Source organism: Candidatus Nanopelagicus hibericus (assembly GCF_002288005.1).
GTDB lineage: Bacteria > Actinomycetota > Actinomycetes > Nanopelagicales > Nanopelagicaceae > Nanopelagicus > Nanopelagicus hibericus.
In genome coordinates this window covers 135,312-161,630 of the sequence record NZ_CP016771.1, presented here as the reverse complement: position 1 = coordinate 161,630, position 26,319 = coordinate 135,312, and the positions used below count along the sequence as shown (strand labels likewise).

General features: G+C 43.5%; 36 protein-coding genes. All 36 read right to left on the bottom strand.

The features are described from left to right. Positions 1-54 precede the first annotated feature (54 nt). The 36 genes from tsaD to rplN all read right to left on the bottom strand — a co-directional run bounded on the left by tsaD (position 55) and on the right by rplN (position 26,313). A complete protein-coding gene (gene tsaD / locus B1s21160_RS00865; protein WP_095672026.1) occupies positions 55-1,080 on the bottom strand; it encodes a tRNA (adenosine(37)-N6)-threonylcarbamoyltransferase complex transferase subunit TsaD in 1,026 nt (341 codons plus the stop codon). Next, complete coding sequence (gene tsaB / locus B1s21160_RS00860; protein ID WP_095672025.1) at positions 1,080-2,078, bottom strand: tRNA (adenosine(37)-N6)-threonylcarbamoyltransferase complex dimerization subunit type 1 TsaB; 999 nt, start codon at positions 2,076-2,078, stop codon at positions 1,080-1,082. The genes tsaD and tsaB overlap by 1 nt, the downstream gene beginning before the upstream one ends. Then, positions 2,075-2,518: a tRNA (adenosine(37)-N6)-threonylcarbamoyltransferase complex ATPase subunit type 1 TsaE gene (tsaE, locus tag B1s21160_RS00855; protein WP_095672024.1), complete on the bottom strand. Its 444-nt coding sequence runs from the start codon at positions 2,516-2,518 to the stop codon at positions 2,075-2,077. The genes tsaB and tsaE overlap by 4 nt, the downstream gene beginning before the upstream one ends. A 71-nt stretch (positions 2,519-2,589) precedes the next feature. Continuing rightward, the gene (locus B1s21160_RS00850; RefSeq protein WP_095672023.1) at positions 2,590-4,209 is read right to left on the bottom strand and encodes a hypothetical protein; all 1,620 of its coding nucleotides are present in this window, start codon (positions 4,207-4,209) and stop codon (positions 2,590-2,592) included. After that, positions 4,206-5,516 (bottom strand): ABC transporter substrate-binding protein, encoded by a 1,311-nt coding sequence (locus tag B1s21160_RS00845; RefSeq protein WP_095672022.1) that lies wholly within the window; start codon positions 5,514-5,516, stop codon positions 4,206-4,208. Before B1s21160_RS00845 ends, B1s21160_RS00850 begins: the two co-directional genes overlap by 4 nt. 32 nt (positions 5,517-5,548) lie before the next feature. Continuing rightward, the gene (locus tag B1s21160_RS00840) at positions 5,549-6,529 is read right to left on the bottom strand and encodes a branched-chain amino acid ABC transporter permease (RefSeq protein WP_223297961.1); all 981 of its coding nucleotides are present in this window, start codon (positions 6,527-6,529) and stop codon (positions 5,549-5,551) included. Continuing rightward, positions 6,530-7,426 (bottom strand): branched-chain amino acid ABC transporter permease, encoded by an 897-nt coding sequence (locus B1s21160_RS00835; RefSeq protein WP_095672021.1) that lies wholly within the window; start codon positions 7,424-7,426, stop codon positions 6,530-6,532. Between the two features lies 1 nt (position 7,427). Continuing rightward, complete coding sequence (locus B1s21160_RS00830) at positions 7,428-8,138, bottom strand: ABC transporter ATP-binding protein (protein ID WP_095672020.1); 711 nt, start codon at positions 8,136-8,138, stop codon at positions 7,428-7,430. Next, entirely contained in the window at positions 8,135-8,896 is a 762-nt protein-coding gene (locus B1s21160_RS00825) for an ABC transporter ATP-binding protein (protein WP_095672019.1), read from the bottom strand. The genes B1s21160_RS00830 and B1s21160_RS00825 overlap by 4 nt, the downstream gene beginning before the upstream one ends. Then, positions 8,889-10,007 (bottom strand): alanine racemase, encoded by a 1,119-nt coding sequence (alr, locus tag B1s21160_RS00820; protein WP_095672018.1) that lies wholly within the window; start codon positions 10,005-10,007, stop codon positions 8,889-8,891. The genes B1s21160_RS00825 and alr overlap by 8 nt, the downstream gene beginning before the upstream one ends. Before the next feature lie 21 nt (positions 10,008-10,028). Continuing rightward, on the bottom strand, positions 10,029-10,694 hold the full coding sequence (locus tag B1s21160_RS00815; RefSeq protein WP_095672017.1) for a phosphatase PAP2 family protein: 666 nt from the start codon (positions 10,692-10,694) through the stop codon (positions 10,029-10,031). A gap of 4 nt (positions 10,695-10,698) precedes the next feature. Next, positions 10,699-12,504 carry a glutamine--fructose-6-phosphate transaminase (isomerizing) gene (gene glmS, locus B1s21160_RS00810; RefSeq protein WP_095672016.1) on the bottom strand — a complete coding sequence of 602 codons (1,806 nt, stop codon included), beginning with the start codon at positions 12,502-12,504 and terminating at the stop codon, positions 10,699-10,701. A 17-nt stretch (positions 12,505-12,521) separates the two neighbouring features. Beyond that, entirely contained in the window at positions 12,522-13,862 is a 1,341-nt protein-coding gene (glmM, locus tag B1s21160_RS00805; protein ID WP_095672015.1) for a phosphoglucosamine mutase, read from the bottom strand. Between the two features lie 23 nt (positions 13,863-13,885). Further along, entirely contained in the window at positions 13,886-14,368 is a 483-nt protein-coding gene (gene rpsI, locus B1s21160_RS00800; RefSeq protein ID WP_095672014.1) for a 30S ribosomal protein S9, read from the bottom strand. Positions 14,369-14,378: 10 nt separating this feature from the next. Continuing rightward, positions 14,379-14,834 carry a 50S ribosomal protein L13 gene (gene rplM / locus B1s21160_RS00795; protein WP_095672873.1) on the bottom strand — a complete coding sequence of 152 codons (456 nt, stop codon included), beginning with the start codon at positions 14,832-14,834 and terminating at the stop codon, positions 14,379-14,381. 120 nt (positions 14,835-14,954) lie between these two features. After that, on the bottom strand, positions 14,955-15,791 hold the full coding sequence (truA, locus tag B1s21160_RS00790; RefSeq protein WP_095672013.1) for a tRNA pseudouridine(38-40) synthase TruA: 837 nt from the start codon (positions 15,789-15,791) through the stop codon (positions 14,955-14,957). A 20-nt stretch (positions 15,792-15,811) separates the two neighbouring features. Next, a complete protein-coding gene (gene rplQ / locus B1s21160_RS00785; protein ID WP_095672012.1) occupies positions 15,812-16,216 on the bottom strand; it encodes a 50S ribosomal protein L17 in 405 nt (134 codons plus the stop codon). Between the two features lie 8 nt (positions 16,217-16,224). Beyond that, positions 16,225-17,238: a DNA-directed RNA polymerase subunit alpha gene (locus tag B1s21160_RS00780; RefSeq protein WP_095672011.1), complete on the bottom strand. Its 1,014-nt coding sequence runs from the start codon at positions 17,236-17,238 to the stop codon at positions 16,225-16,227. Positions 17,239-17,340: 102 nt separating this feature from the next. After that, positions 17,341-17,967 (bottom strand): 30S ribosomal protein S4, encoded by a 627-nt coding sequence (gene rpsD, locus B1s21160_RS00775; RefSeq protein ID WP_095672010.1) that lies wholly within the window; start codon positions 17,965-17,967, stop codon positions 17,341-17,343. Positions 17,968-17,983: 16 nt separating this feature from the next. Next, entirely contained in the window at positions 17,984-18,418 is a 435-nt protein-coding gene (rpsK, locus tag B1s21160_RS00770; protein ID WP_223297960.1) for a 30S ribosomal protein S11, read from the bottom strand. Further along, positions 18,418-18,795: a 30S ribosomal protein S13 gene (gene rpsM, locus B1s21160_RS00765; RefSeq protein WP_095672009.1), complete on the bottom strand. Its 378-nt coding sequence runs from the start codon at positions 18,793-18,795 to the stop codon at positions 18,418-18,420. The genes rpsK and rpsM overlap by 1 nt, the downstream gene beginning before the upstream one ends. A 135-nt stretch (positions 18,796-18,930) precedes the next feature. Next, on the bottom strand, positions 18,931-19,044 hold the full coding sequence (gene rpmJ / locus B1s21160_RS00760; RefSeq protein WP_095672008.1) for a 50S ribosomal protein L36: 114 nt from the start codon (positions 19,042-19,044) through the stop codon (positions 18,931-18,933). Positions 19,045-19,080: 36 nt separating this feature from the next. Continuing rightward, a complete protein-coding gene (gene infA / locus B1s21160_RS00755; RefSeq protein WP_095672007.1) occupies positions 19,081-19,302 on the bottom strand; it encodes a translation initiation factor IF-1 in 222 nt (73 codons plus the stop codon). A gap of 131 nt (positions 19,303-19,433) precedes the next feature. After that, positions 19,434-20,243, bottom strand: a complete 810-nt coding sequence (map, locus tag B1s21160_RS00750) for a type I methionyl aminopeptidase (protein WP_095672006.1) — start codon at positions 20,241-20,243, stop codon at positions 19,434-19,436. A 1-nt stretch (position 20,244) separates the two neighbouring features. Continuing rightward, entirely contained in the window at positions 20,245-20,889 is a 645-nt protein-coding gene (locus tag B1s21160_RS00745; protein ID WP_095672005.1) for an adenylate kinase, read from the bottom strand. Next, positions 20,889-22,184, bottom strand: a complete 1,296-nt coding sequence (gene secY / locus B1s21160_RS00740; protein ID WP_095672004.1) for a preprotein translocase subunit SecY — start codon at positions 22,182-22,184, stop codon at positions 20,889-20,891. The genes B1s21160_RS00745 and secY overlap by 1 nt, the downstream gene beginning before the upstream one ends. A gap of 29 nt (positions 22,185-22,213) precedes the next feature. Next, complete coding sequence (gene rplO, locus B1s21160_RS00735; protein ID WP_095672003.1) at positions 22,214-22,654, bottom strand: 50S ribosomal protein L15; 441 nt, start codon at positions 22,652-22,654, stop codon at positions 22,214-22,216. Positions 22,655-22,656: 2 nt separating this feature from the next. After that, positions 22,657-22,839: a 50S ribosomal protein L30 gene (gene rpmD, locus B1s21160_RS00730; protein WP_095672002.1), complete on the bottom strand. Its 183-nt coding sequence runs from the start codon at positions 22,837-22,839 to the stop codon at positions 22,657-22,659. Next, positions 22,839-23,462 carry a 30S ribosomal protein S5 gene (gene rpsE / locus B1s21160_RS00725; RefSeq protein WP_095672001.1) on the bottom strand — a complete coding sequence of 208 codons (624 nt, stop codon included), beginning with the start codon at positions 23,460-23,462 and terminating at the stop codon, positions 22,839-22,841. Before rpsE ends, rpmD begins: the two co-directional genes overlap by 1 nt. Further along, positions 23,462-23,839, bottom strand: a complete 378-nt coding sequence (gene rplR, locus B1s21160_RS00720; protein ID WP_095672000.1) for a 50S ribosomal protein L18 — start codon at positions 23,837-23,839, stop codon at positions 23,462-23,464. The genes rpsE and rplR overlap by 1 nt, the downstream gene beginning before the upstream one ends. Then, positions 23,839-24,378: a 50S ribosomal protein L6 gene (gene rplF / locus B1s21160_RS00715; RefSeq protein WP_095671999.1), complete on the bottom strand. Its 540-nt coding sequence runs from the start codon at positions 24,376-24,378 to the stop codon at positions 23,839-23,841. Before rplF ends, rplR begins: the two co-directional genes overlap by 1 nt. Before the next feature lie 4 nt (positions 24,379-24,382). Then, positions 24,383-24,787 (bottom strand): 30S ribosomal protein S8, encoded by a 405-nt coding sequence (gene rpsH / locus B1s21160_RS00710; RefSeq protein WP_095671998.1) that lies wholly within the window; start codon positions 24,785-24,787, stop codon positions 24,383-24,385. A 79-nt stretch (positions 24,788-24,866) separates the two neighbouring features. Continuing rightward, on the bottom strand, positions 24,867-25,052 hold the full coding sequence (locus B1s21160_RS00705; protein ID WP_095671997.1) for a type Z 30S ribosomal protein S14: 186 nt from the start codon (positions 25,050-25,052) through the stop codon (positions 24,867-24,869). A 15-nt stretch (positions 25,053-25,067) separates the two neighbouring features. Then, positions 25,068-25,625 (bottom strand): 50S ribosomal protein L5, encoded by a 558-nt coding sequence (rplE, locus tag B1s21160_RS00700; protein WP_095671996.1) that lies wholly within the window; start codon positions 25,623-25,625, stop codon positions 25,068-25,070. After that, positions 25,625-25,942: a 50S ribosomal protein L24 gene (gene rplX, locus B1s21160_RS00695; protein WP_095671995.1), complete on the bottom strand. Its 318-nt coding sequence runs from the start codon at positions 25,940-25,942 to the stop codon at positions 25,625-25,627. Before rplX ends, rplE begins: the two co-directional genes overlap by 1 nt. Before the next feature lie 2 nt (positions 25,943-25,944). After that, positions 25,945-26,313, bottom strand: coding sequence for a 50S ribosomal protein L14 (rplN, locus tag B1s21160_RS00690; RefSeq protein ID WP_095671994.1), 369 nt, complete (start codon positions 26,311-26,313; stop codon positions 25,945-25,947). Positions 26,314-26,319: the final 6 nt, after the last annotated feature.

The following is a 26,319-nucleotide window of genomic DNA, read 5'->3' as shown; positions in this document are numbered from 1 at the left end:
AGTGCTAAAGCCAACTTTAAAGGGCGGGCGGTATCAGTGCAAATTAAGCGCTGATTACCAGATTACTTGGGCAATTGAGGCGGCTGAATCAGCTGCTACGCCTATCTCAGAGGGCTTTACACCCTCGGTTATAGCCAGGCTACCAAGGGCGGCCACCATCGCGCCATTGTCGGTACAAAGCCCAACTGGGGGAATTGAAAGGTGGATTTTGGCTTTCTCACACCGTTGCTTTGCCAGCTCTCGCAGCCTGCTGTTGGCAGCGACTCCTCCTGCAATAATTAAATTATCAATGCCACTTTCTTTGCAGGCAGCTAATGATTTAATCAGCAACACGTCAACAACTGCTTCTTGAAAAGAGGCGGCAAGATCACTCTTTTTATAATTTGGAGTCTTCTCAATATATCTTGCTACCGCTGTTTTTAAACCTGAAAATGAAAAATTATATTGATGCTTATCCAAATCAGCAGCTGAGGTTAAACCACGTGGGAAATTAACATGGTGCAAGTCACCATCTTTAGATTGCTTATCAATTAGTGGCCCACCTGGAAAACCTAACCCCATGATTCTGGCAATCTTGTCAAATGCTTCACCTGCTGCATCATCAATTGTTGCACCTAAAACTTGAACATCTTTTGCCAGATTATTCACTTTTAGAATTGAGGAGTGACCACCACTAACTAATAAAGCAATTGTTGGTATAATTCTCTTATCATTATCTAATTGATCAACTGCAATATGAGCAGATAAATGATTTACGCCATATAATGGTTTGCCTAAGGCAAGAGCTAAGCCAGAGGCGCTGCTTACCCCAACTAGTAATGCACCAATTAAACCTGGGCCGGCGGTTACGGCAATCGCATCGATATCCTTGATTGAAACACCTGCATCCTTTAGGGCTTGTTTAATTACCTGCTGCATCGCTTCCAGGTGAGCACGGCTGGCAACCTCAGGAACCACACCACCAAACCTGACATGCTGTTCAACACTTGATGAGATTACATTTGCTAGTAATTTTCGCCCATCAACTATGCCAACTGCGGTTTCATCACAGGAGGTTTCGATTCCAAGTACTAGCGCCATTACTTAAGCTCCTTACGCATTACAACTGCAGTTAATCCTGGTCCGTAGTAATTCTCGCGTTTAGAAATCTCTACAAATCCAAAGGATTCATATAAAGGGCGGGCGGCATCATTGCCTAATCTCATCTCAAGCATTATGGCCGGTGCTTTTTTAACTCTGGCCCAATCAAGTAATCTCTTTAACAGCTCTCGGCCAATACCTTTTCGGCGGTGATCTGCCACCACAGTTAATGTGTGAATATCAGCTACATCTGCCACATAAAAGACGCCAGCGTAGGCAATTAATTGTCCCTCGTACTCAGCTGCTAGGTACTGCGCAGTTTTTGGTGCCTTGGCAAACTCGGATCTAAATTGGTCAGCACTCCAAGCTGTTTTTCCATATACCTCTTTCTCAATTGCAATTGCAGGGACTAAATCAAGTGAGGTCATTGGGCGAAACTTCACGCCCTGCGGCAATGGATAAGCATCTGGTTTTCTAATATAAATTGGTTGCTCAACTGATTTTGAAGTTAATGCAATCTTGGCCAAAGCAACTGGATCTGGAAAGTAATCACCCTCATTGAATATCGGAAGACCAAACTTTTCTAATTCACTTGCCTTACTAACTGCCGGATCAGTAATTCTAACTCCCTCTTTATATCTTGCCCAAAATCTCTCTTTACGTCTGGCATCGGTTGAAACAATAAACTCACTCTCTTTAATACCAGCAGCCATCGCATCAAGTGAGCAAACTCCGACCCAATCTATTTCAGCTGCTAGTGCAAAACTTTGCGCAAAAGCTATGCCAACTCTTAGGCCAGTAAATGGACCAGGACCCATACCAACAACAACTAAATCTATTTTGTTATTTAGTGCAATCACTTTTGAGACTAGCTTTGGTAGTACTTCACCATGAGCAAGTGAATCATTGTGGGATTTATTAAATACAACTTTGCCATCACAAATTAGTGCGACAGAAGTTTTTGAAGTTGAGGTATCAATCGCTAATACATTGTTCATAACTTGAAGTTTTCCCAACGATCTCCGACCGTTACAAACTCCACCTGACGTTGATCATCTTTTTCACCGCGAAGGATATTGATCTCTAAGTATTGATCGGTAAGGGTTGCGACAAAATCCTTGCCCCACTCAATCACAAATACGCTACTGGCTAGGTATCCTTCAAAATCTAAATCTGCAAAATTGCTGGGATCAGAGCCCAATAATCGATAAGCATCGATATGAATAAAATTTGGATTTCCTTTATGAATTCGACTGATGACAAATGTGGGTGAGGTGACGCCAAGTATTTTGAAAGCTGAAGCAATTCCTTGGGTTAATACCGTCTTACCCGCACCCAGCTCGCCATTTAATACGACCACATCTGATGGTTTTAGTTGGTGGCCAATTTTTTCACCCAACTCAAACATCTGGTGAGGTGAATCAATTTGAATTTTCATCAGGGGCTTAGTTTATAGAGAATGAAAACGGGCCCCTAGTTTCCTAGAGGCCCGCTTAATTACTTACTTACTTATTGACGAAACTTCAGCAGTGGTGGCGTGAAGTTCGGATTAACAAACAAGTTTGGCTCATTCTTAATTGCAGCCTTCACAGCTGAACTAGAAGGTAACTTGCCTGTTTTTGCTGCAGATGCTGCAAGCTTTGCAACTGCCAAGATCTGGCTAGTTGTGTAGTTGCAGTGATTAGTTCCATTTGTAATTACAGTTGGAGTAATTGGTGCTCCAGCAGAACTAAACTCAGTGTACTCATCGGCAGGCTTATTCCAGATTGTTAGAAGTTTGCCTGACTTTGACACGCCATTAGCAACAGATGCTTCGTACTGATCGATCAAGTACTGAGCAGCTCCTGGTGGGGTGATGTGATCAGCGGTTGCAGCAATTTGAATAGTTGGAACTTCAATGTTGCCTTGAATTTGATACTGACTGTTCATCTTTGCCACGGCTGCAGCATTTGCTGTGACGCGAGGAGCGGCAGGATTTAGAGGGCTTAGGTAAGTAAGCATTCCAGTAATTCCACTTTGCCCAGTCAGGGCAGCTCTGTATGTAAGGCCATCATCACCAAGACGTTTTGCATAATCAGTCTTTGAGTTATCAAATACCACGCCGCCGTAGCGAATCTCCATGTCGTAATTAGCAATTACCGCAAGGATCGCAGCTTGTGCACCATTCTCAAGAACTGCAAGTGCTGGGCTAATTGCCAAGCCGAATGAGGTCTCAAGTGGTCCAACTGGACCAGAGGATGCATCATAAGTATTTGACTGCGTTGAAATTCCAGCGATCAAGCCGAGCATCAAGATTGCGCTGCGGACAGGAAGCACTTGAAGTGCAGCAGTAGATGCAGGCGCAGTAGCAGGCCATTTTGGTGTTACTGGGTCAGCAGAAATTGCTGCAGAAAGTGCGCCCAGAGTTGTTAGGACAGTTCCTAGATCTGTAAGCATCTCTACATAACCTGCTTGACCTGCTGAGTAATTTGTTCCCTTAATTGCAGGATTAAAGAATGTCTTCATTCCCCATAGGAAATCACCAGCCATAGTAATTTCAGCTTGCGCAGAGTCTGAAATACACATTGGTGCGGCAGCATCAATAGCTCCAGGCATACGCTCATTAAGTACTTGTGCGGCCAATCCGCCGAGTGAGTTGCCCCAAGCAACAACCTTGCTTACCTTTGGGTACTTATCACGGGCGATCACAATCAACTGAAGCATCGCTTCAGCCTCTTCCTCGTAGTTCCACCCTTGCACCTGAACACCCACGCCAGCTAACGCAAAACCTTGCGCTAGAAGTGCAGCTGTTACCTCTTCAGATGGTGAGACAGAAGCAGAGTAATCAATTAGTGAACCCTTTGGCGCAACTACTGGAATCGCTGGCAGGTTTACGTTGTAACGAATGCCATGTCCGTAAACCATAAGTGTGCCATTGAATTTTTCTGGCATCATGATTTCATACTTGGACTTGTTCTCATCAGTGCCATTGCATTTTTCAACAGTAACAGCCTTTGCACCAGATAGCACAGTTGTATTGGTGCATGCCTCATCAGCACGAGCAACTGTTGGTATGGCAACTGTAAATACCGCAACTAATGCAGCAGAGGTTAGGGCAACTAGACCCTTAGTTAGTTTTAGATTTTTCATGAGTTTGTTGGTATCCCATTCTTAGGCATTGTTGGACGAACAAATGTTGATACTGATACTGCGCCAGCACCGGAATCAGTTGTGTAGATAACTAATTTGCCACCGTAAGGCTTTGCCTCACCCTTGGCATTTAATTGTGCTACCCAGTAACCGTTGTAACCGATTCGGCTAGTTGGTGAGTATCCAAGTGGTACTAAACCTGCGCTAGCAAACTTAGCTCCCTTGTTTTCAATTGCAGAAATAACGCCTGCGCGAGTTAAATCCTTACCAGCAGCACGTAGTGCTTGCACAGTTAGCATTGCAGAGTTCATCGCTGCAAGTACGTAGTTATCAAAGGAAATTCCCTTGTTGTACTTGGCATTGATATCAGCAAATTGCTTAACATAAGGATCAGTTAGATCTTTAGCATCTGGCATAAAGCTGGCAGAAACAACGCCATCAATTGTGGCTGGCTTAACACCTAGTGCAAGTAATGTATTTGCGTCCGCACCAACAGATCCGGCATACCAAGTGAACTTGGTAGTAAGGGCTAACTTCTCAGCTGCCTTAAGGATTGTTGCAGTTACATCTGTTGTTCCAAATAGAACAACTACTGGCTTTCCTGGTGTTGCACCTAGTGCTGTTAATGCTGCTTCAGCGCGAGCTGCTGTCATAGAACTTTGTGGGTAAAGAATTGGAGCGGCTGAGAATGTATGTCCGGCAGCTTTGAAGCCTGCAACACCATCGGTACCAAACTCATCATCTTGTGCCAATAGAAATGTTGCTTGACCGGCAAAGTTATCTTTAATTGCTTTAGCAATTACTTTTGCTTCCATTGCATAGGTTGGTAGCACCATAAATGTTGTTGGATACTTAGTCTGGTCAGTGAATCCACTGTATCCAGTGTTAATAAATAGATCAGGAACATTGTTCTTAGCTAACGCTGCTGCTTTGTAAGCCTTTGAGTGTGTAGCAGTTCCTAGTGCCCCTACTAGAGCAAATACCTTGTCCTTTAATACTAAATTGGTGGTTTGAGTTGCAGCCAGTGTAGGTAAGTACTTATCGTCGCGGCTAACTAGTGTGATCTTTCGACCATATACACCGCCATTTGCGTTGATGTAATTGAAGTACGCCTTCATCGCTCCTGGAACCTTTCCATATGAAAGTCCAGCTGAGCCTGTCAGTGGGGATGAAATTCCCAACTTGATCTCAGTTGCGCTAACTCCCGGTTCAGCCGCTTGAGCTGGCAGGGTGCTAAGCACCATTGCCGCTGCAGCAATTACCGCTGAAGCAAGACTTGCTCGCTTCATGCTTTTATTTCTGATCATTTATTTCCTTCCCTAGGTTTTTACGTTTAAAACTACTTTTTCTTATGGTGCCCCTTTATTAAGTGCCCTGGACCATTTGGCGTAAATACCACCGCCAAGATCAGCAGCGCACTCACCAAGAATCCAGGCAAAGCGGTCAGATACCCTTCCGAACCTCCAATACTAGATACTAACGAATCGGCGATTTCAGGTATAGCCACCAGCACCAACCCGCCAAGAATGACACCCTTTAGGTTGTACAAGCCAGTAACAACCGCCCCGGTGAGGATAGAAAAGGAGAGGCTGAGCGGGAAAGCGCTGGGTGAGACCCCGCTGATCAGCATTACCAGCAAACCCCCAGAAAGACCGGCCACCCCCGAACTGATAGCAAAAGCTGTGACCTTTAACTGTCCAACATTTATGCCAACTAAGGAAGCAGCGACTGGATTATCGCGCATTGCCCTAAAAGTTCTACCCATTCGAGCTGAAAGCAGGTTAGCAATCAACCAAACCATGATTAATGAGGCAAGTGCACTTATCCAAAAAAACCATTTGTACTGCGAAAACTCTTCACCAAACCTAACTGGAGATGGCCCAACATCAAAAACTATTCCTTCCTCTGCTCCCAAGATTGGAAATTGATTAGCCAGAGTTGGTAATGAAATTGCTAGTGCAAGTGTGGTGCCAGCCAAGTAAGGACCACTTAATCGGGCAACGATCAAACCCAGTAACAAACCAAATACTCCAGCAACTAAGGCGGAGATAAATAAACCTAATGCTGGATGTAATCCGGCGTTAAAAATACTTAACGCCCCTGCATAAGCACCCACCGCCATCAATGCGCTTTGGCCAAGTGACAACTGCCCACTATATCCAGTCAATAAAATAATTGAAGTAATTGCTAAGGCATATGTGGCGACAAATGAAGCCTGATACAACTCAAGATCGCCCACCCGATCGCTAGCTATTAACAAGATCCAGCCAAATAATACAAATAGTAATAAACGCTTCTTAGTCGGTGTTGTTTTTATCAATTAAGCACTCCTGCTCTTTTTTGATCCAAACAAACCAGCTGGTTTTATCAACAGCACTGTAACTAAAACAATAAAAGCGGTTGGGAAAAACAATTTAGCGCTGATATATGTTGTAGCAAAATTGATTGCAAAACCTAGAATCATTGCTCCTACTACTGCACCAAATAGACTTTCCAATCCACCAATCACTGCAGCAACAAATCCAAAGACCAGTAACAAATCCATCGCATTTGGAAATAAAAAGTATCCTGGAATATAAAGCATCCCGGCCAGACCGCCCGACGCACCAGCTATTGCCCAACCAAGAGTTCTAACTGAATCAACTTTTATTCCAGATAATTTCGCTATCTCCGGTGAATAAGCAGAGGCCCTTAATGCCAATCCGATATCAGTTTTTTGGAACAAAATAGTTAGCAGCAACATAGCTAGTGCAACAAAAATTAATACCAGTAGGTTAAATTGGCTGAAAGCAATAACTGTGCCCATAACTTTAAATCCACCAGTCGAAACTGGCGCTTCAATGGATTGATTGGTTAAGCCCCAGATAAATCCAATTATTGCTTGAATTATTCCAAGCAGACCTAAGGTGGCAACAACTGGTGCGATCATTACAATTGGACCAGATTTAATCCGTTTGAAGATAGGCCGCATAAAAAATCTATCAATTACTGCGCCAATAATCGCACCACTTACAACTGCCACAACTAATGCCAGCCAATAAGAGCCGGTGCGCTGAATGACTGTGTATCCAATATAGGTTGTTAACACTGCTTGGCCAGCTTGGGCAAAGTTAATTACCCTAGTTGAGCGCCATACCAAAACCAATGCCAATGACATCAGTGCGTAAATAGCACCAGATGATAAAGATGTTAGGACCGCAGTAATAAATTGTGTCATGTTAAAACCCCAAATAGGCAGCGCGCACTGCCGGATCATTAAGAAGTTTTTCCGCCGAATCAACCGCTACTACTGTCCCTAGGTTTAGAACAACTCCTTCATCAGCGATCTTTAGTGCGCCCATGGCATTTTGTTCAACCAAAACAACAGTCAGATTCATCTTTTTTACTAAAGATTTAATAGTTTGAAAGATTTGTTCCACAATCAATGGCGCAAGCCCGAGGGATGGTTCATCTAATAACAACAGCTTTGGTCGAGCAATTAAAGCTCTGCCAATAGCCAACATTTGCCGCTCACCGCCGGATAAGGCGCCAGCAGATTGTGATAATCGTTGACCTAAAATAGGAAACAATTCAATTGCTTCGTTTGTGGCAGCTGCAACATCCTTCTTATCTTTGCGCCATATTCCAGGCAAAGCTAAATTTTCTTTAACCGTCAACTCAGCAATTACTGATTTGCCATCCGATACATGCATGATGCCAGATCGGGCTAAATCCTCAGGGCGAGTGCCTAAAATCGAGATACCATTCCAACTCGCATTCCCTGAAGCTGCTTCTTTTAATCCAGATAAGGTGCGCAGCAAAGTAGTTTTACCAGCACCATTTGATCCAATAATTGCAGCCAGTTGGCCTTGCGGCACTGTAAATGAGACATTATTTATTGCTCTGATCGCACCATGATCAATTGTTAAATTGCTAACTACTAGGCTCAATTGTTCACCCCCAGGTATGCAGCAACTACCGCAGGATCTTGGCGGACAGTTTCAACCTCACCAGATGCAATTACTTCGCCAAAATTAAGTACACAAAGTCGATCACAAACACTCATCACCACATCCATATGGTGTTCAACTAAAATAATTGAGCATTGGCTAGCAAGATTATGGATAAGTGAGTTCATCCACTCAATATCCTGCGCTCCCATGCCACCAGCAGGCTCATCAAGTAAAAGTATTTTTGGCTCAGAAACTAAGGCTCGGGCAATAGCTACCCGCTTAGTCACTGGATATGGCAGAGAATCCGCTCTTTGATCGGCAATACCGGAGGCATAAACCCGCTCAAGTGCGCTCATTGCCCGCTGCTTTAGCTTTGCCTCATCCCTTCCACTTAAACCCAGCGCCGATGAGATCAAACCACTTCGTGCATTTTTATTATCACCAACCATTACATTCTCTAAAACTGTTAACTCTGGAAATAAGCCCACTCCTTGCAATGTGCGCGAGATTCCCAGATCAACTAATTGATGCGGCTTTGGCCATTTATGTGATTTACCATTTATCAAAAGTGATCCAGATTCAACATCTACTAAGCCAGAAAGTGCGTTAAACAATGTGGTCTTACCAGCACCATTTGGGCCAATTAAGCCGACTACCTCATTTTGATTTAGTTCTAGATTTACATTTGTTAATGCTTTGAGCCCACCAAAAGAAACTGAGAGTGCTTTTATTGAAAGCAGATTTTCGTTACTCACGAGGGTAGATTCTAGGCACACGAGAACCGATTCGGGTAACAATCTCATAATTAATTGTTCCGCAAGCCTTAGCCCACTCATCAATTGTGTACTCACCCTTACTGCCATCACCAAAAACAATCACTTCATCACCAGTTTTTGCTAAGGAATCAATACCAAGATCAACTACAAATTGATCCATCGAAACTCTGCCAATTAATGGTGCACGGCTACCAGCTACAAAAACTCCAGCCAGATTACTAGCATTTCGAGGTATGCCATCTGCGTAACCTAAGGTAACTACACCTAGTTTGGTATCAACTTTTGTCTTTGCAGTTGCGCCATATCCAACAGTGACGCCAGCCTTAACCGATTTAACTAATTGTAATTTTGCATACAATCTCATAGCAGGATGCAGAGTGAGTGATTTTGAATCACCTAAATTATTAACATCTGGTGATAGGCCATAAAGCCCAATACCCCAGCGAATAATATTTTTGTGTGATGATTTGTTGGTAAGAGCAGCGGCAGAGTTTGCGATATGTAGATACTTAGGAGAAATTCCTACCTTACTTAAATCATCGACTCGGTTTGAAAAGAGTGCTATTTGTTCTTCATTCATTTTCTCACCTGGCTCATCAGCCCTGGCGAAATGGGACCAGATACCAACAACCTCAATTTTCTCTACCACCTTTGCAATCTCAGAAAAAAATTGTTTCCAATCCTCTGCCACACCGCCACGACTCATGCCAGTATCAACTTCAATATGAACTCTTGGCTTTTTATTTAAGGATTGCCCGGCAGTTAATATTTCAGATAGCACCTCAATTGATGAGATTGAAAGATCAATATCTAACTTGATCGCAGTTTTAAAATCCTCACCGGGTGGAGTTAGCCAAGCAAGAATTGGTTTGGTGATTCCGCCATTGCGAAGTGTTATTGCTTCCTCTAGCAAAGCTGTGCCCAACCAATCTGCGCCAGCTGCCTGGGCGGCGATTGCTACTGGAAGTAGTCCGTGGCCATATGCATCGGCTTTTACTACCGCCAGCACCTGGGCCGTGCTTTTACTTTTAATAAATTTTAAGTTATCTGCAATCGCTGAAAGATCTATCTCAGCCCGAGCACGACTCATAATAGAAAGCCTACCTGTGTTTTATGAGGGCTGACGAGTTGAGGTAATTGAGCGATCAAGTGCAATGGTTGCCACTAATAATGCTGAGCCGATAAATAATCCACCCAGTAAATCTGAAAACCAGTGAGTATTTCGATATAGCGAGGCTAGGCATACCGCGATATTTATAATGATGACAAAATAGGTTAATCGCAATCCTTCAAATGGTTGTTTATGGGAGTAGCGAAAGATCAAATAAGCAAACATCCCCCAAGTTAAAACTGCGTTGGCAGCGTGGCCACTGGGATATGACAGTCCACTATCTGTGAAAAACAAATCAAAACCAGTGCTGGGTTTAGTTCTACCAAAAAGTAATTTAGAAGCGCCTACTGTTAAGTTCAGTAGTAGCAACGCAAGAATTGAAAGATTAATTGGCCGCCATGATTTAAATCTTCTGCTGATAAGTATTGCGGTGATGATTAGTATTATTGATGTGACACTCCTAAGTCCTAAATCATCAATTAATTGCACAAGTAATGGAGTGTTCTCCGGTGTAACCCTTAAAAAGTCTCGTTCTAGGATCTTCTCATCTAATCTTCTTATCCAAGTGTTAGCTACTACCTGCTGGGTGATAAAGCCATAGCCGGAGAGAAATAGAAGCGTCAACTTCAGTGCAGAGTTCATCTGCTTTCTTCTGTGTTCTGGCATTTACTTACTCAACTGTTACTGATTTTGCCAAATTTCTGGGCTGATCAACATCGTTGCCACGAGCTACCGCCATTTCATAGGCAATGACCTGTAGTGGAACTACCGCTAACACTGGTTGTAATAGTGGATCAACTTTTGGAATACGGATTAAATGATCTGCGCCAGCAAATTCATCTTCACTAATTGCAATTACTACCGCGCCTCTCGCTTTAACCTCTTGAATATTACTTGCCATCTTGCCTGCTAATACTGAATCTTTAGTTGGCATGATCGCTACCACTGGGGTGCCATTATCAATAAGTGCAATTGGTCCATGTTTTAATTCACCACCTGCAAAGCCTTCAGCATGCATATATGCCAACTCTTTTAATTTAAGTGCTCCCTCTAAAACAGTTGGGTAGCCGGTGTACCTACCTAAAAATAGGACTGAATCTGCTGACTTAAACTTTCTAGTTAACTCTCGAAGTGGTTCAACTGTCTCTAATACCTGTTCAACCTTTGCTGGTAGCTGAGTAAGCTCTTTAATAATCTCTTTACATTTTTTGCTATTTAAATGCTCTAACTGGCGACCAATTTCTAGGCCAATTAAATACATTGCAATTAGCTGAGTGGCAAAGGCTTTTGTTGAAGCCACTGCAATCTCTGGTCCAGCGTGGGTATAGAGAACGGCATCTGATTCTCGACCAATTGTTGAGCCATTGGTGTTGCAAACTGAGAATATAGTTGCACCCATTGATTTTGCATATCGCAGCGCCATCAAGGTATCCATAGTCTCACCTGATTGTGAGATTGGAATTACTAAAGTTTTTTTATCCAAGCTTGGCTCCCGGTATCGATACTCCGATGCCAACTCAACATCTACTGGGATCTGCCCCCATTTTTCAATTGCATATTTGCCAACTAAGCCAGCGTTATAAGCAGTGCCACAGGCGATGATTACAATTTTTTCAAACTTTTTAAACTTAATCTTTACATCAAGCCCATCTAAGCGGCCAAGTAAAGTATCTGCAATCGCTTTTGGCTGTTCATATATCTCTTTCAACATAAAGTGGGAGAACCCACCGCGCTCTGCAGCTTTTGCATCCCAAGAGATCTCAAACTGATTAGGTTTGACCACCTGACCTGACAAATTTGTTACCACCACTGAGGTCGGGGTTATCTCAACTACCTCATCTTGGCCCAGCTCTAATGCGGTTTTAGTGTGCGCAATAAAGGCAGCAACATCTGAGGCTAAGAAATTTTCACCATTGCCAACACCAACTACTAATGGTGAGTTTCTTCTTGCGCCGACAATATGAGATGGATTATCTGAATGAATCGCAAGTAAAGTAAAGGAGCCCTTTAATTGCTGGCAAACCTGACGCATCGCTGCCGCCAAATCACCATTATTTTCTTTTCTGGCATCACTTAAAAGATGCACCACAGATTCAGTATCGGTTTCAGATTTAAACTTATGACCACGTTTTTCAAGCTGCGATCTTAATTGAACATAATTTTCAATAATTCCATTATGTATCAAAGCTAACTTACCCTCATTATCAAGATGTGGGTGAGCATTAGTATCAGTTGGGCCACCATGAGTTGCCCACCTAGTATGGCCAATTCCACTTTTTGCATCTGGGGTTTTCGCTAACGCATCCTCTAACTTTTTTAATTTACCAGCACGCTTTTCAATAAATAGCGGCTTACCAATTGCAATTGGCAGAGCGATGCCAGCTGAGTCGTATCCCCGATACTCAAGCTTTCTAAGTCCCTCAATAACTGGCGAGAGTGCGGAGTTGTTTCCGGTGTAGCCAACTATGCCGCACATTTATAAAACTCCTTTGACTACTTAAGCTCTAATCTTACTAGGGCAGCCAATGATTCTGCGATCTTTTGAGCCAAATCCAATTCATTTGCTTCAACCATTACTCGAATCAAAGATTCAGTTCCAGATGCTCTTACCAAGACTCTGCCTACACCTGATAATTGCTTCTCTGATTCTAGAATCCCTTCCTTAATTTTGACTGAGGATGTGAATTTTTCTTTTGCTACATCCTTAACATTGATTAATACTTGTGGAAATTTTTGCATGGAGTTTGCTAACTCTTCGAGTGATTTCTTTGAATTCACCATCACCTGCATAACTTGCAACGCAGTTAGTAAGCCATCACCAGTGTTTGAAAATTGGCGCATAATTACATGGCCAGATTGCTCACCGCCAAGGGTGTAATCATTTTCTAACATCTTTTCCAGTACATATCGATCACCTACTGCGGTTTTTTCAAACTTAATTCCGGCAGATTCCATTGATTTAATAAAGCCTAAATTACTCATGACGGTGCCAACTACCGCTTTTTTACTTAACTTACCTTGCGCTAAAAAGGAGTGGGCAAGAATATTTAATATCTGGTCACCATCTACTACCTCACCATTTTTTGCTACTAACAAGCATCTATCAGCATCACCATCATGGGCAACTCCTAGATCTGCGCCTGTTCTTTTTACCTCATTAATTAAATTTTCCAAATGAGTAGAGCCACAATTCTCATTAATATTCCAGCCAGTTGGAGTGGCAGATATTGCCGAAACTGTTGCGCCGGCTTTTTCATATGCAATTGGTGCTACGGTGGAGGCTGCGCCATTGGCGCAATCAACAATTACTTTAATACCAGCTAATTTTGTATCCAGGGTAGAGAGCAAGTACTTTAAGTAACGATTTTTTGCCTCTTCATCAAAGATAATCCTGCCAACATTTAAACCAGTTGGCCTATCCCACGGCTCACCCAATCTTGCTTCAATCTGTGCCTCAACTTGATCAGCTAATTTATCCCCGCCCTTAGCAAAAAATTTAATTCCATTATCTGGCATTGGGTTATGAGAGGCGCTAATCATTACGCCAAGATCAGCATTACTTTCTTTTACTAAAAATGCCACCGCCGGTGTTGGTAATACACCGACACGATAAACATCAACACCAGCGCTAGTTAAGCCCGCTACAACTGCTGCCTCTAGAAAATCACCAGATGCACGAGAGTCTTGACCAACAATTGCTTTTGGCCGATGTCCTGCGAATGCACCAATCTCACCTAAAACATGAGCGGCGGCAATTGCTAAATCAACTGCTAACTCTGCAGTGAGATCAACATTGGCAACGCCTCGCACACCATCGGTGCCGAAGAGGGCCATAATTTATTTAAGCAGCTAAGAGATTAGCGCTTGCTGTATTGAGAGCGCTTACGAGCCTTTTTCAGACCATACTTCTTGCGCTCAATAACACGTGCATCCCGAGTTAAGAAGCCAGCTTTCTTAAGTGTTGGTCGGTTTGCATCAACATCAATTGCATTAAGTGCGCGGGCAACACCTAATCGAAGTGCGCCAGCTTGTCCTGATGTACCACCGCCATTAATACGGGCAAAAACATCATAAGTTCCTTCGGCGCCGACAATCTTAAATGGCTCGGCAACAGATTGTTGGTGAACCTTGTTTGGGAAATAAACCTCAAGTGGCTTGCCATTAACAACCCAGCGACCAGATCCTGGCACTAAGCGAACTCTGGCAACTGCTTCCTTACGACGACCTACGCCTCCACCAGGTGCGGTTATAGCTTTGCGATTTGTTGCAGCTGCAGGTGTGCTAGAGCTGTATGAGCTTGGTGTTGCCTCATCAGTTGTGTCATCAATCTCGTTAGACATTGCTCCCCTATTACTTCTTGTTTATTTGAGAAACTTGATTGAACTCAAATACCTTTGGATTTTGAGCAGCATGTGGGTGCTCACTGCCAGCATAAACCTTCAATTTAGTAGCAGCTGATCTGCCGATACTGTTCTTAGGTAGCATGCCCTTAATTGCTTTTTCAACCGCACGGGTTGGAAACTTTTCAAACAAATCAGCGTAAACAGTTGAGGTCAATCCACCTGGATAACCAGAGTGTTGGTGAGCAACTTTTTGTGTGTTCTTAGATCCAGTCAAAACTACTTTTTCAGCATTAATAATAATTACAAAATCGCCCATATCCATATGAGGGGCAAAAGTTGGTTTGTGTTTTCCGTACAAAATATTGGCAGCGTGTGTGGCAAGACGTCCGAGCACTACATCTTGAGCATCGATGAGATACCAAGTACGGGTAATCTCACTTGCCTTTGGTGTAAAAGTGCGCACAAGCATCTGCCTTTCTTAAGATAAGGATTGTCCCAAGCGGGTCATTTCCAGAGGCGCAAGATTACCTGCTGATACCGCTTGGGGTCAAAACTAGAAAAACCCCCCGCTTAAAAACCAGCCCTACTCCTCAGCTGCATCTTGTAGGGTGAAATATTGGTTGTATGTGGCTAAATATTGCTCAGCTGGTGGATATTGGATTGAAAGAAGTGTCAATCCCTTTGCTGGAAAAACATAACTATCTGACACTCTTTCCTTCTCATCTAGGATTTTTCGAAGCCAGCCAACTTCAAATCTACCTTCGCCAACACAAACTGCAGCACCGACTAAATTTCTCACCATGTTATAACCAAAAGAGTTGGCCTGGATTAATCCAACCACCACACCCTTTTCATCTCGCTGCCAATCAAATTTGATCAAATTTTTCACCGTACTCATCCCTTGACGATGCTTACAAAAAGTAAAGAAATCATGCTCACCTACTATTGATTGGCAAGCTTGATTCATTAACCCAATATCTAATGCTCTAAACCACTCGGCGCTGTCATATCGATCAAGTGGTGCGGTGACTTGGCCGCCGTCAGTAATTTTGTATTGATAACTCCTTGAGGTTGCGCCGAATCTGGCATGAAAATACTGAGGCGCTTTAATGACAGACAAAATCCTGATATCCTTTTTTAAAATCTGATTTAATCGAAATGCTAGATTTTCAATCTCAATCTCAGCTGGTAAATCAAGGTGAAGCACCTGATGTTTTGCATGCACACCCGCATCGGTTCGACCCGCAACAATTGTGGCAACTTGGGTTCTAGTAATTGTTGAAAGTGCGGTTTCAATCTCTTCTTGGATGGTTCGAAGTCCTGGCTGCTTGGCCCAACCAGAAAAATCGCTGCCGTCATAGGATAAATCAATCCTTAAACGAGAAAACCCACTCTCAACTTCAAGAGTGGGTTTAGTCATAATCTTATTTAGTTGCGCTATTACTCAGCTTTCGCTGCAGCTTTTTTAGCAACTTTTTTAGCCGGTGCACCCGCTTCAACCATTTCAATCACTGCCATTGGTGCGTTATCACCTTTGCGCGGACCGATTTTGGTAATACGGGTGTAGCCACCATCACGAGATTCAAATCTTTTGGCAATATCTGTAAACAAAGTATGTACTACAGATTTGTTGGAGATTCTTGCCATTACTCGACGACGTGCTGGCAGATCACCTTTTTTAGCATGAGTAATTAATCGCTCAGCTAACGGGCGAAGGCGTTTTGCTTTTGCTTCAGTTGTAGTCAACTTTCCTTTTTCAAAAAGTTGCGCAGCAAGTGTGCCCAGCAATAATTTCTCATGTGCTGGTCCGCTACCTAGGCGTGGGCCTTTACTTGGTTTTGGCATCTTCTCTCCTAGACCTCATCCGCATCAACAAGTTCATCATCAACAGAGCTGCCATAGTTGGCATGCTTTGTTAAATCAAACCCTGCTGGGCTATCTTTAAGTTGCATTCCCATTGATTGTAATTTCGCCTTAACCTCATCAATTGATTTGGAACCGAAGTTACGAATATCCATCAGATCTGCCTCCGAGCGAGCGAGTAATTCACCAACTGTGTGAATACCTTCACGCTTTAAGCAGTTATAAGAACGGACTGTCAGATCAAGATCTTCAATTGGTAGCGCCATATCTGCAGCAAGTGCTGCATCTTGAATGGAAGGTCCCATCTCAATACCTTCAGCATTTGCATTAAGTTCGCGGGCAAGTCCAAACAACTCAACTAGAGTTTTTCCGGCAGATGCCATGGCATCAGCTGGCTTCATTGATCGCTTGGTCTCAACATCTACAACTAATCGATCAAAGTCGGTGCGCTGTTCAACACGAGTTGCCTCAACTTTGTAGGTAACACGCAAAACTGGTGAGTAAATTGAATCAACCGGAATCCGGCCAATCTCTCCTCCTGCTTGCTTATTTTGTACCGCAGTGATGTAACCACGGCCGCGCTCAACAGTTAACTCAATCTCAAACTTTGCCTTTGAGTTTAAAGTGGCAATGTGAAGCTCTGGGTTGTGCACCTGCACACCGGCTGGAGCTGCTACATCTGCACCAGTAACAATTCCCTCACCATTTTTACGGATGTAAAGTAGTGATGGTTCATCATTATCTGAGGATAAGACTAGGTTTTTGATGTTTAAAACGATCTCAGTGAGATCCTCTTTCACACCTTCTAATGCTGTGAACTCATGCAACGCATTATTAACTCTGATCCCAGTAACAGCTGCTCCTGGAATTGAAGATAGCAATGTGCGACGAATTGAATTACCAAGGGTATAGCCAAAACCTGGCTCCAGCGGCTCGATGATGAACCGTGAACGGTAATCGCTTACTACTTCCTCAGTGAGGATTGGGCGTTGTGCAATTAGCACTTTTATTCCTCCGTAAGTTCTGGAAGACCCTCTATTTGATCTTCCGGTTGGACTGCTATTTAGTTTTTACTGCGGTAAATCTGTACTGCTTAAACAACTTGATTACTTGGAGTAAAGCTCAACGATTAGTTGCTCTTGTACCTGAGTATCAATAATTGGGCGGGTGGGAACTGCGTGCACCAGGATTCTCATCTTGGAGCCCACAACCTCCATCCATGCTGGAACTGTTTTCTCACCAAGCTCGGCGCTGGCAACAATAAATGGTGTGGTATCAAGTGAGGCTGGTACAACATCAATTATGTCCATTGGTGTTACTTGGAAGGATGGGATATTTACGCTTTTGCCATTGACTAAGAAGTGACCATGGCGCACAAGTTGGCGTGCCATATCACGGCTCTTAGCAAAGCCAGCGCGGAAGACAACATTGTCTAATCTGGTTTCAAGTAGTACTAAAAGATTCTCACCAGTCTTACCTTGCAGACGGTTTGCCTCTTCGTAGTAACCACGGAACTGTCTTTCCAGAATTCCATAAATACGTGCGCACTTCTGCTTCTCACGCATCTGTAGTAAGTACTCAGAATCTTTTGAACGAGCACGGCCGTGTTGTCCTGGTGGATATGGACGTGACTCAATTGGACATTTTGGTCCATCGCACTTGGAGCCCTTAAGGAAGAGCTTTACTTTTTCGCGACGGCATCTTTTGCAATCAGCACCGGTATAGCGAGCCATAGTTTTCTCCCTTTCCTTATACTCGACGTGGTTTACGTGGACGGCAACCGTTGTGTGGTGCTGGAGTTACATCTGCGATGGCTCCAACCTCAAGACCGGCTGCTTGTAATGAACGGATTGCAGTTTCCCGGCCAGAGCCAGGTCCCTTAACAAATACATCTACCTTTTTTAAACCATGCTCCTGTGCTTTGCGAGCAGCAGCTTCAGCAGCCATTTGCGCAGCGAATGGAGTTGATTTACGAGAACCTTTAAATCCAACTTGGCCAGATGATGACCAAGCAATTACCGAACCTGCTGGATCGGTGATTGAAACAATGGTGTTATTAAATGTGCTCTTGATATAGGCGTGACCGAAGGCAACATTTTTCTTATCCTTCTTACGCGCTTTAATTTTCTTTGGTGCTGGCTTTGCAGCAGCCTCTTTTGCTGGTTTAGTTTTCTCAGTAGCCATTACTTGGCCTCAACTTTCTTACCAGCGATTGCAACACGTGGGCCTTTGCGAGTACGGGCATTTGTATGAGTTCTTTGTCCGCGTACTGGCAATCCTTTACGGTGTCTTGAGCCTTGATAGCTTTGAATATCAACCTTGCGGCGAATATTGCTTGCAACTTCACGGCGCAGGTCACCCTCAATTTTGTAGTTTGCTTCAATGAATTCACGAAGCTTTGCCAAATCTGGCTCTTGTAGATCTTTGACTCGAGTATCTGGTGAAATACCAGTTGCTGCAAGTGTTGCTTGCGAACGAGTTAACCCCATTCCAAAAATATAAGTAAGTGCGACTTCAACCCGCTTTTCGCGAGGAAGGTCTACACCAACAAGACGTGCCATATCACTTACCTGTTTCTAATATCCGAAAGGTCCTTCGCAATGCACCCAGATAATTTCTTATCTGGCCTCAGCCTTTCGGACTGAGGGTCTTAATTAAGTTTTACCTTAATTAAGTCGCATCACGCGTTTTTTTAATTAACCCTGTCGTTGTTTGTGACGTAGGTTTTCGCAAATAATCATTACCCGGCCATTACGACGAATGACTTTGCATTTGTCGCAAATCTTCTTAACGCTAGGTTTGACCTTCACGATCACCTTTCACACAACTTCAGTTTAAATAATTATTTATTTGTAACGATAAATAATTCGACCTCTGGTGAGATCGTATGGACTAAGTTCTACAATCACTTTATCTGCCGGCAAAATGCGAATGTAGTTCTGTCGCATCTTTCCACTGATATGTGCTAAAACTTTGTGCCCATTTGTTAACTCAACTCGGAACATTGCGTTCGGTAGTGCTTCAGCAACGGTGCCTTCGATCTCAATTGCACCGTCTTTCTTGGCCAAGCGATACCTACTTATCTGTTCTAAATCAGGTTTACCCCTTGCGAGGCAGGAGGGATAGTTTAGGAGGTGGGGGTAGAAAAAGAAAATCCGCTAATCCCCCTACCAATCTATGCGGGAAAATCTGGGGGCAATCAGAGCAAATCAGAGATTTCAACACCTAATTTAGCTAGCTCACTGGCGCCGCCATCTGATGCGGTTAATACAAATACTTTGCCATCTGGTGCGATTGTGTAGGTGTGTTCGAAGTGAGCACCTTTTGATGAATCTTGTGAAACCACGGTCCAATCATCACTTAAAACTTTGGTGCGCTCATTGCCTCGGGTGATCATTGGCTCAATTGCAAGTGCCATTCCCACAACCAACTCTGGTCCATTACCAGCGGGACCAAAATTTAATATATGTGGCTCTTGATGCATCGCACTACCAATTCCATGGCCACCATACTCGCGCAAGATTCCATACTTACCTTGCGAGTTTATATAACCTTCAACCGCAGCAGATATATCCGTTAACTTGCCACCACATTTTCCAGCTGCAATACCACGCCATAAAGATTGCTCACATACATCCATTAACTTCTGATCTGCCGAATCAATCTCACCGAGGCCAAATGAGATCGCAGCATCACCATGCCAGCCTTCAATGATTGCCCCAAAATCAATTGATAATAGATCACCAGATACTAGTTTTCTTTTGTTAGGAATTCCGTGAACTACCTCTTCATTAACGGATGCACAAATAACTGCTGGAAATCCGTGATACCCCAAAAATGATGAGGTAGCACCATGTTTGGCAAGATTTGCAATCGCAATCTCATTTAAATCTAAAGTAGTCATGCCAATTTGTGTTGATTGTTTAATCAGTTTTAAAGTATCAGCCACCACTAGACCAGCTTTTCGCATGGATTTTAATTGGGTGAGATTTTTTATCTCAATTGCCATTTTACTTACCTAGCGCTGATATGGCAGCTTTAGTAATTGTTTCCACGCTACCTACTGCTGAAATATTTTTAAGTAATCCCTTTGAATTATAAAAGCTGATAATTGGTTCAGTTTGTTGGGCATAAATTTCTAATCTTCGGTTTAAGACCTCTTCTTTGTCATCTTCACGTTGATATAACTGGCCACCACATTTATCACATACTCCTGCAACCTTTGGTTTTTCAAACTCAACATGTGAGGATGCACCGCAACCACGGCAGGTTCTACGACCTGATAGTCGCTTAATAATTTCCGCATGATCAATTTTTAATTCTAACGCCGCATCAAGTGGCATTTTTTTCTCTACCAAAATTTGATCAAGTACTTGTGCTTGATTGGTGTTGCGTGGAAAGCCATCTAATAAAAACCCTTTGGCAGCATCTGGATTACCAAGGCGATCTTTCACCATTTCATTTGTCACTGAATCTGGTACTAATTCTCCGCGATCCATAAATGATTGTGCTTGTTTGCCAAGTTCAGTGCCGTTTTTCAAATTAGCACGAAAAATATCACCAGTAGAAATGTGTGGAATTTGGTAGTGAGCAGCTAAGTGAACTGCTTGTGTTCCTTTACCAGCACCTGGTGGTCCAACCAGGATTAATCGCATTAGCGCAAGAACCCCTCATAAGAGCGTTGTTGTAATTGAGATTCAATCTGCTTGGCAGTATCCAAGCCAACGCCAACAACAATCAAAATTGAGGTGCCACCAAATGGAAAGTTTTGTGAAGCTTGGAAAAGAATCAATGCAATAAATGGAATAACCGCAACGATAGAAAGGTATAGGGCGCCAGGGGCGGTAATTCTTGATAATACATATTGCAGGTATTCAGAGGTTGGTCTGCCAGCTCTGATTCCTGGAATAAAGCCACCGTACTTTTTCATGTTGTCAGATACCTCATCTGGGTTAAATGTGATCGCTACATAAAAGTAGGTGAAGAAAACAATCAATAACGCATATAGTGCGATGTAAAAGTAGTTATCGCCATTTACAAGATTTTTTGATACCCAAATAGCCCAGCCTGCTTGGCTGCCGCTGAAGTTCACAATCAACGATGGAATATAAAGCAGGGAGGATGCAAAAATAACTGGGATAACACCAGATTGGTTAACCTTGATTGGAATATAGGTGCTAGTTCCACCATATTGCTGACGACCTACTTGACGCTTGGCATACTGAACTGGAATTCGTCGTTGTGCTTGCTCCACAAATACCACCGCAGCAACAATAAGTACGCCAACTGCCATAATAAATAGGAATGCGAACCAGCCTTTTTGTAATCTGATTGACCAAAGTTGACCTGGGAATGTTGCAGCAATTGAGGTGAAAATCAAAATAGACATACCGTTTCCAACACCACGATCGGTAATCAACTCACCCAACCACATAATTACTGATGTTCCGGCGGTCATTACTGCAATCATGGTGATAATTCGCTGCCATGATGTGTCAGGAATAATTGGTAGAGCACAGTTTGGAAAAATTCGACCCTCAATTTGTGCAACTGCAACTAAGCCGGTGGATTGCAAAATAGCCAAACCAATTGTTAGGTAACGGGTGTATTGGGTTAATTTGGCAGTTCCTGATTGGCCTTCCTTCTTTAATGCTTCAAATCTAGGAATAACAACTGTTAATAATTGAACGATGATCGAGCTGGTGATGTAAGGCATGATGCCAAGAGCAAATACGCTTAGTTGTAACAATGCGCCACCACTAAATAGGTTAATCAAGCCAAATAATCCACCGGTGTTTGCAGTCTTTAGGCACTCCTGCACATTCACATAAGAGACACCAGGAGTTGGAATTACTGAACCTAATCTGAACAACGCCATGATAGCTAGGGTGAAGAAAATCTTGACGCGAAGATCAGGGGTTTTAAACGCCTTGGCAAATGCTGATAACAAGATATCTCCCTTCTATCTAAATTTAAGTATTAAAGTGTTTTTGCAGTTCCACCAGCTGCGGTGATCTTTTCAGTAGCAGAGCTAGAGAATGCATGAGCTAAAACAGTTACCTTCACTGATATCTCACCATTACCAAGCACCTTTACTGGATGACCCATCCGAGCTGCACCTTTTTTAACTAAATCATCAACTGTGACATCCCCACCTTTTGGATAAAGTGAGTTAATTGTTGAAATATTTACCGCCTGATACTCAATTCTTTCTGGATTTTTAAATCCGCGAAGTTTTGGCAAGCGCATAACTAATGGCAATTGACCGCCTTCAAATCCAGCACGAACTACGTTACGAGCACGCGTTCCTTTACCACCACGACCAGCAGTCTTTCCCTTTGATGCCTCACCGCGACCCTTACGAGTCTTAGCTGTTTTAGCACCAGGTGCTGGACGTAAATGATGAATCTTGAGCACCATTGTTATTCAACCTCCTCAACTGCAATTAAGTGACGCACGGCGTAAACCATGCCACGAATCTCTGGACGATCTTCCTTTACAACTACATCACCAATTCGTTTTAAACCAAGTGAACGAAGTGTGTCGCGCTGATCAGGAGGATTTCCAACCTTAGATCTAATTTGTGTGACTTTTAATCTTTTCATTAGGCACCAACCTTTACTTGCTCGGCAATTAAGCGAGTCAAAGCGGCAGGGGCAACATCCTCAAGTGGACGTCCACGGCGAGCTGCAATTGCAGTTGGGTTTTCCAACATCTTTAATGCCGCAGCGGTGGCGTGCACCATATTAATTGGATTTCCTGAACCCAAAGATTTAGTAAGCACATCGGTAATACCAGCACACTCAAGTACGGCGCGAACTGGACCACCAGCAATCACACCAGTTCCTGGAGATGCTGGACGAAGCAAAATTACTCCGGCAGCTTTTTCACCCTGTACTGGATGTGGAATCGTTCCATTTAATAGTGGCACTTTAAAGAAATTCTTTTTGCCATCTTCTACCGCTTTCGCAATAGCTTGTGGCACCTCTTTTGCCTTGCCATAACCAACACCAACCATGCCTTTGCCATCGCCTACGACAACCAATGCAGTAAAGGAGAAACGACGTCCACCTTTAACAACTTTGGCAACACGGTTAATGAAAACTACCCGCTCGGTATATGGAGATTTTTCCTTTTGGAAATCACCATCACGACGTTCGCGTTTTTCGCGTCCGCCCTTTGGCTTCTCGGAGCGACTACCAGTGGTAGGGGTTGTATTCGCGGCCATTAGAACTCCAATCCGTTTGCACGAGCACTTGTTGCAACTGCTGCAACTCGGCCGTGATACTTATTGCCACCGCGATCAAATACCACAGTAGAAACTCCTTTTTCTTTTGCCCGCTTGGCAATTAATTCACCAATCTGCTTTGCCTTTGCAGTTTTATCACCAGCAAAGTTACGTAGCTCCTTCTCCATAGTGGAGGCAGATGCCAAAGTAGTAGAGGTAGTGTCATCAACAACCTGCACAAATAAATGGCGGGCAGATCGAGAAACAACTAACCGTGGACGAGTTGATGTACCAGAAACACGTTTGCGCAGACGGAAGTGACGGCGGATTCGCGCTTTAGTAGCTGAACCCTTAACAACCTTAGAACCGATAGTCATTATTTTTTACCTGTCTTTCCTTGCTTGCGGCGAATATAAGCACCCTCAAGATGTAGACCCTTACCTTTATAAGGATCAACCTTGCGAAGCTTTTGAATCTTTGCTGTGGTCTCACCAACTAATTGCTTATCGATACCAACTACTGTGATTTCAGTTGGTGAGTCAATTTTGAAAGTGATGCCTTCATCGGCAATAAAGTTGATTGGGTGGCTGTAGCCAAGGGCGAACTCTAGGTTTTTACCCTTTGCAGCAACCTTGTATCCAACACCAACAATATTTATCTTCTTGCTGTATCCCTTAGTTACTCCTTCAATCATGTTCGCCACTAAGGTGCGAGACATTCCATGAAGTGAACGTGATAAACGTGTTTCATCTGGGCGAGAGATAGTAAGAGTTGAACCCTCCTGCTTTGCAGTAATTGGCTCAGCAAGTACCTTAGTTAAACTCCCCTTAGGTCCCTTAACTGAAACTGATTGACCAGCAACATTTATCTCAACTCCAGATGGAATTGCAATCGGCATTTTTCCAATACGTGACATTAGATCACCATACGTAGGCGAGAACTTCTCCGCCTACTCCCTGTTTGTTAGCTTGCTTATCAGTAAGCAAACCTGAGGATGTGGAAATAATTGCAACACCAAGGCCACCTAATACTTTAGGCAGACCTGTTGATTTTGCATATACCCGAAGTCCTGGCTTTGAAACTCGGCGCAAACCAGCGATTGATCGCTCACGGTTTGAACCAAATTTAAGATCTAAAACTAATGTCTTACCAAAGCCGGTTGGATTATTTTCAATGTGAAAATTAGAAATATAACCCTCCTGCTTTAATATCTCAGCAATTCGAGCCTTTACCGAAGATGAAGGAATTGAAACCTTCTCGTGGTACGCCGAATTAGCGTTACGCAAACGTGCAAGCATGTCTGCGATCGGGTCTGTCATTGTCATTACTTTGGCCTCTGGCCTTTCTCGAAATGGTTTCCGCTTTTTTAGCGGACCTTCTCCGTAGTTGATAGTTGGTTTTGTATTACCAAGACGCCTTGGTGATACCTGGTAGTTCTCCGGCATGTGCCATTTCGCGGAAGCAAATACGGCAGATACCAAATTTTTGATAGACAGCATGGACGCGGCCACAACGTTGGCAACGTGTATAACCGCGAACCTTAAACTTTGGTTTACGGCTAGCTCTTACCTTTAGTGATGTTTTTGCCATTTGTTGGTGCCCTCCTTATTTTTCCTGGAAAGGGAAACCAAGTGCACGAAGCAACTCTCTTCCCTCTTCATCGGTTTTAGCAGTGGTTACGAAAGTAATATCCATTCCGCGAGTGCGATCGATTTTGTCCTGCTCGATCTCTGGGAATACAACCTGTTCCGTTAAGCCAAAGGTGTAATTGCCATTTCCATCAAATTGTTTTGGTGAAAGTCCGCGGAAGTCGCGGATACGTGGCAATGCAATTGAAAGTAGTCGATCGGTGAACTCCCACATGCGGTCATTACGCAAGGTGACGTGTGCACCAATTGGCATATTCTCACGCAATTTAAATTGCGCAATTGATTTACGAGATCTTGTTACCTGTGGACGCTGTCCAGTGATAACTGCCAGGTCGCGAATAGCACCCTCAATAATCTTTGAATCCCGAGCAGCCTCGCCAACACCCATATTTACAACAACCTTGGAAAGGGTAGGAATCTGCATCACATTCTTATAACCAAACTTGGTTTTAAGAGCTGGTGCAATCTCAGCGCGATAACGTCCCTTAAGACGTGGTGCTAAATCAGTAGCCATTAGGCATCCTTTCCAGAACGGCGAGAGATACGAACATTCTTGCCGTTTTCATCTTTGCGAGATCCAATTCGAGTCGCCTTGCCTTCACCATCAACTAACATCACATTTGATAAATGAATTGCAGATTCAACTGTGGTAATTCCGCCAACTTTTACACCACGATCAGAGGTTGTCTCCTTTGTGTGGCGCTTAACTCGATTAACGCCCTCAATTAAAATCCGCTCTTTGACGCGATCAATTGATAAGACAGTTCCAGTTGTGCCTTTATCTTTACCGGCAATTACCTGCACGGTGTCACCCTTACGAATGTTTGCCATTTTTATAACACCTCCGGAGCTAATGAAATGATTCGCATAAATCTCTTATCCCGAAGTTCGCGAGCAACTGGACCAAAAATACGAGTTCCACGTGGCTCACCATCATCTTTAATAATTACGGCAGCATTCTCATCAAAGCGAATATATGAACCATCGGCGCGACGGTTTTCTTTTACGGTGCGAACGATGACAGCTTTAACAACCTCACCTTTTTTCACCTGACCACCAGGGATCGCATCTTTAACCGAACAAACAATGATGTCGCCAATTCCAGCGTAGCGACGAGATGAACCACCTAGAACTCTGATGCAAAGTAATTCCCTTGCGCCAGTGTTGTCGGCGACTGCTAGTCGCGATTCTTGTTGAATCATCTTTGC

What these genes read in the sequence shown, in the direction of transcription:
- rplN (WP_095671994.1), bottom strand. Translation starts at nt 26,313, where the DNA reads ATGATTCAACAAGAATCGCGACTAGCAGTCGCCGACAACACTGGCGCA.
- B1s21160_RS00745 (WP_095672005.1), bottom strand. Translation starts at nt 20,889, where the DNA reads ATGCGATTAATCCTGGTTGGACCACCAGGTGCTGGTAAAGGAACACAA.
- glmM (WP_095672015.1), bottom strand. Translation starts at nt 13,862, where the DNA reads ATGGCCCTCTTCGGCACCGATGGTGTGCGAGGCGTTGCCAATGTTGAT.
- B1s21160_RS00835 (WP_095672021.1), bottom strand. Translation starts at nt 7,426, where the DNA reads ATGACACAATTTATTACTGCGGTCCTAACATCTTTATCATCTGGTGCT.
- alr (WP_095672018.1), bottom strand. Translation starts at nt 10,007, where the DNA reads ATGAGTCGTGCTCGGGCTGAGATAGATCTTTCAGCGATTGCAGATAAC.
- glmS (WP_095672016.1), bottom strand. Translation starts at nt 12,504, where the DNA reads ATGTGCGGCATAGTTGGCTACACCGGAAACAACTCCGCACTCTCGCCA.
- rpsH (WP_095671998.1), bottom strand. Translation starts at nt 24,787, where the DNA reads ATGACAATGACAGACCCGATCGCAGACATGCTTGCACGTTTGCGTAAC.
- tsaE (WP_095672024.1), bottom strand. Translation starts at nt 2,518, where the DNA reads ATGAAAATTCAAATTGATTCACCTCACCAGATGTTTGAGTTGGGTGAA.
- rplF (WP_095671999.1), bottom strand. Translation starts at nt 24,378, where the DNA reads ATGTCACGTATTGGAAAAATGCCGATTGCAATTCCATCTGGAGTTGAG.
- rpmD (WP_095672002.1), bottom strand. Translation starts at nt 22,839, where the DNA reads ATGAAAAGATTAAAAGTCACACAAATTAGATCTAAGGTTGGAAATCCT.
- B1s21160_RS00850 (WP_095672023.1), bottom strand. Translation starts at nt 4,209, where the DNA reads ATGAAAAATCTAAAACTAACTAAGGGTCTAGTTGCCCTAACCTCTGCT.
- map (WP_095672006.1), bottom strand. Translation starts at nt 20,243, where the DNA reads ATGGCAATTGAGATAAAAAATCTCACCCAATTAAAATCCATGCGAAAA.
- rplR (WP_095672000.1), bottom strand. Translation starts at nt 23,839, where the DNA reads ATGACTATCGGTTCTAAGGTTGTTAAGGGTTCAGCTACTAAAGCGCGA.
- tsaD (WP_095672026.1), bottom strand. Translation starts at nt 1,080, where the DNA reads ATGGCGCTAGTACTTGGAATCGAAACCTCCTGTGATGAAACCGCAGTT.
- rplE (WP_095671996.1), bottom strand. Translation starts at nt 25,625, where the DNA reads ATGGCTACTGATTTAGCACCACGTCTTAAGGGACGTTATCGCGCTGAG.
- rpsM (WP_095672009.1), bottom strand. Translation starts at nt 18,795, where the DNA reads ATGGCACGTCTTGTTGGTGTAGACCTTCCTCGCGAAAAGCGGGTTGAA.
- truA (WP_095672013.1), bottom strand. Translation starts at nt 15,791, where the DNA reads ATGACTAAACCCACTCTTGAAGTTGAGAGTGGGTTTTCTCGTTTAAGG.
- B1s21160_RS00815 (WP_095672017.1), bottom strand. Translation starts at nt 10,694, where the DNA reads ATGCCAGAACACAGAAGAAAGCAGATGAACTCTGCACTGAAGTTGACG.
- rplX (WP_095671995.1), bottom strand. Translation starts at nt 25,942, where the DNA reads ATGGCAAACATTCGTAAGGGTGACACCGTGCAGGTAATTGCCGGTAAA.
- rpsI (WP_095672014.1), bottom strand. Translation starts at nt 14,368, where the DNA reads ATGTCTAACGAGATTGATGACACAACTGATGAGGCAACACCAAGCTCA.
- rpsD (WP_095672010.1), bottom strand. Translation starts at nt 17,967, where the DNA reads ATGGCTCGCTATACCGGTGCTGATTGCAAAAGATGCCGTCGCGAAAAA.
- rpsE (WP_095672001.1), bottom strand. Translation starts at nt 23,462, where the DNA reads ATGGCCGCGAATACAACCCCTACCACTGGTAGTCGCTCCGAGAAGCCA.
- B1s21160_RS00845 (WP_095672022.1), bottom strand. Translation starts at nt 5,516, where the DNA reads ATGATCAGAAATAAAAGCATGAAGCGAGCAAGTCTTGCTTCAGCGGTA.
- rplQ (WP_095672012.1), bottom strand. Translation starts at nt 16,216, where the DNA reads ATGCCAAAACCAAGTAAAGGCCCACGCCTAGGTAGCGGACCAGCACAT.
- rpsK (WP_223297960.1), bottom strand. Translation starts at nt 18,418, where the DNA reads ATGGCTACTGAGAAAACTAAACCAGCAAAAGAGGCTGCTGCAAAGCCA.
- B1s21160_RS00705 (WP_095671997.1), bottom strand. Translation starts at nt 25,052, where the DNA reads ATGGCAAAAACATCACTAAAGGTAAGAGCTAGCCGTAAACCAAAGTTT.
- tsaB (WP_095672025.1), bottom strand. Translation starts at nt 2,078, where the DNA reads ATGAACAATGTATTAGCGATTGATACCTCAACTTCAAAAACTTCTGTC.
- rplO (WP_095672003.1), bottom strand. Translation starts at nt 22,654, where the DNA reads ATGGTGCTCAAGATTCATCATTTACGTCCAGCACCTGGTGCTAAAACA.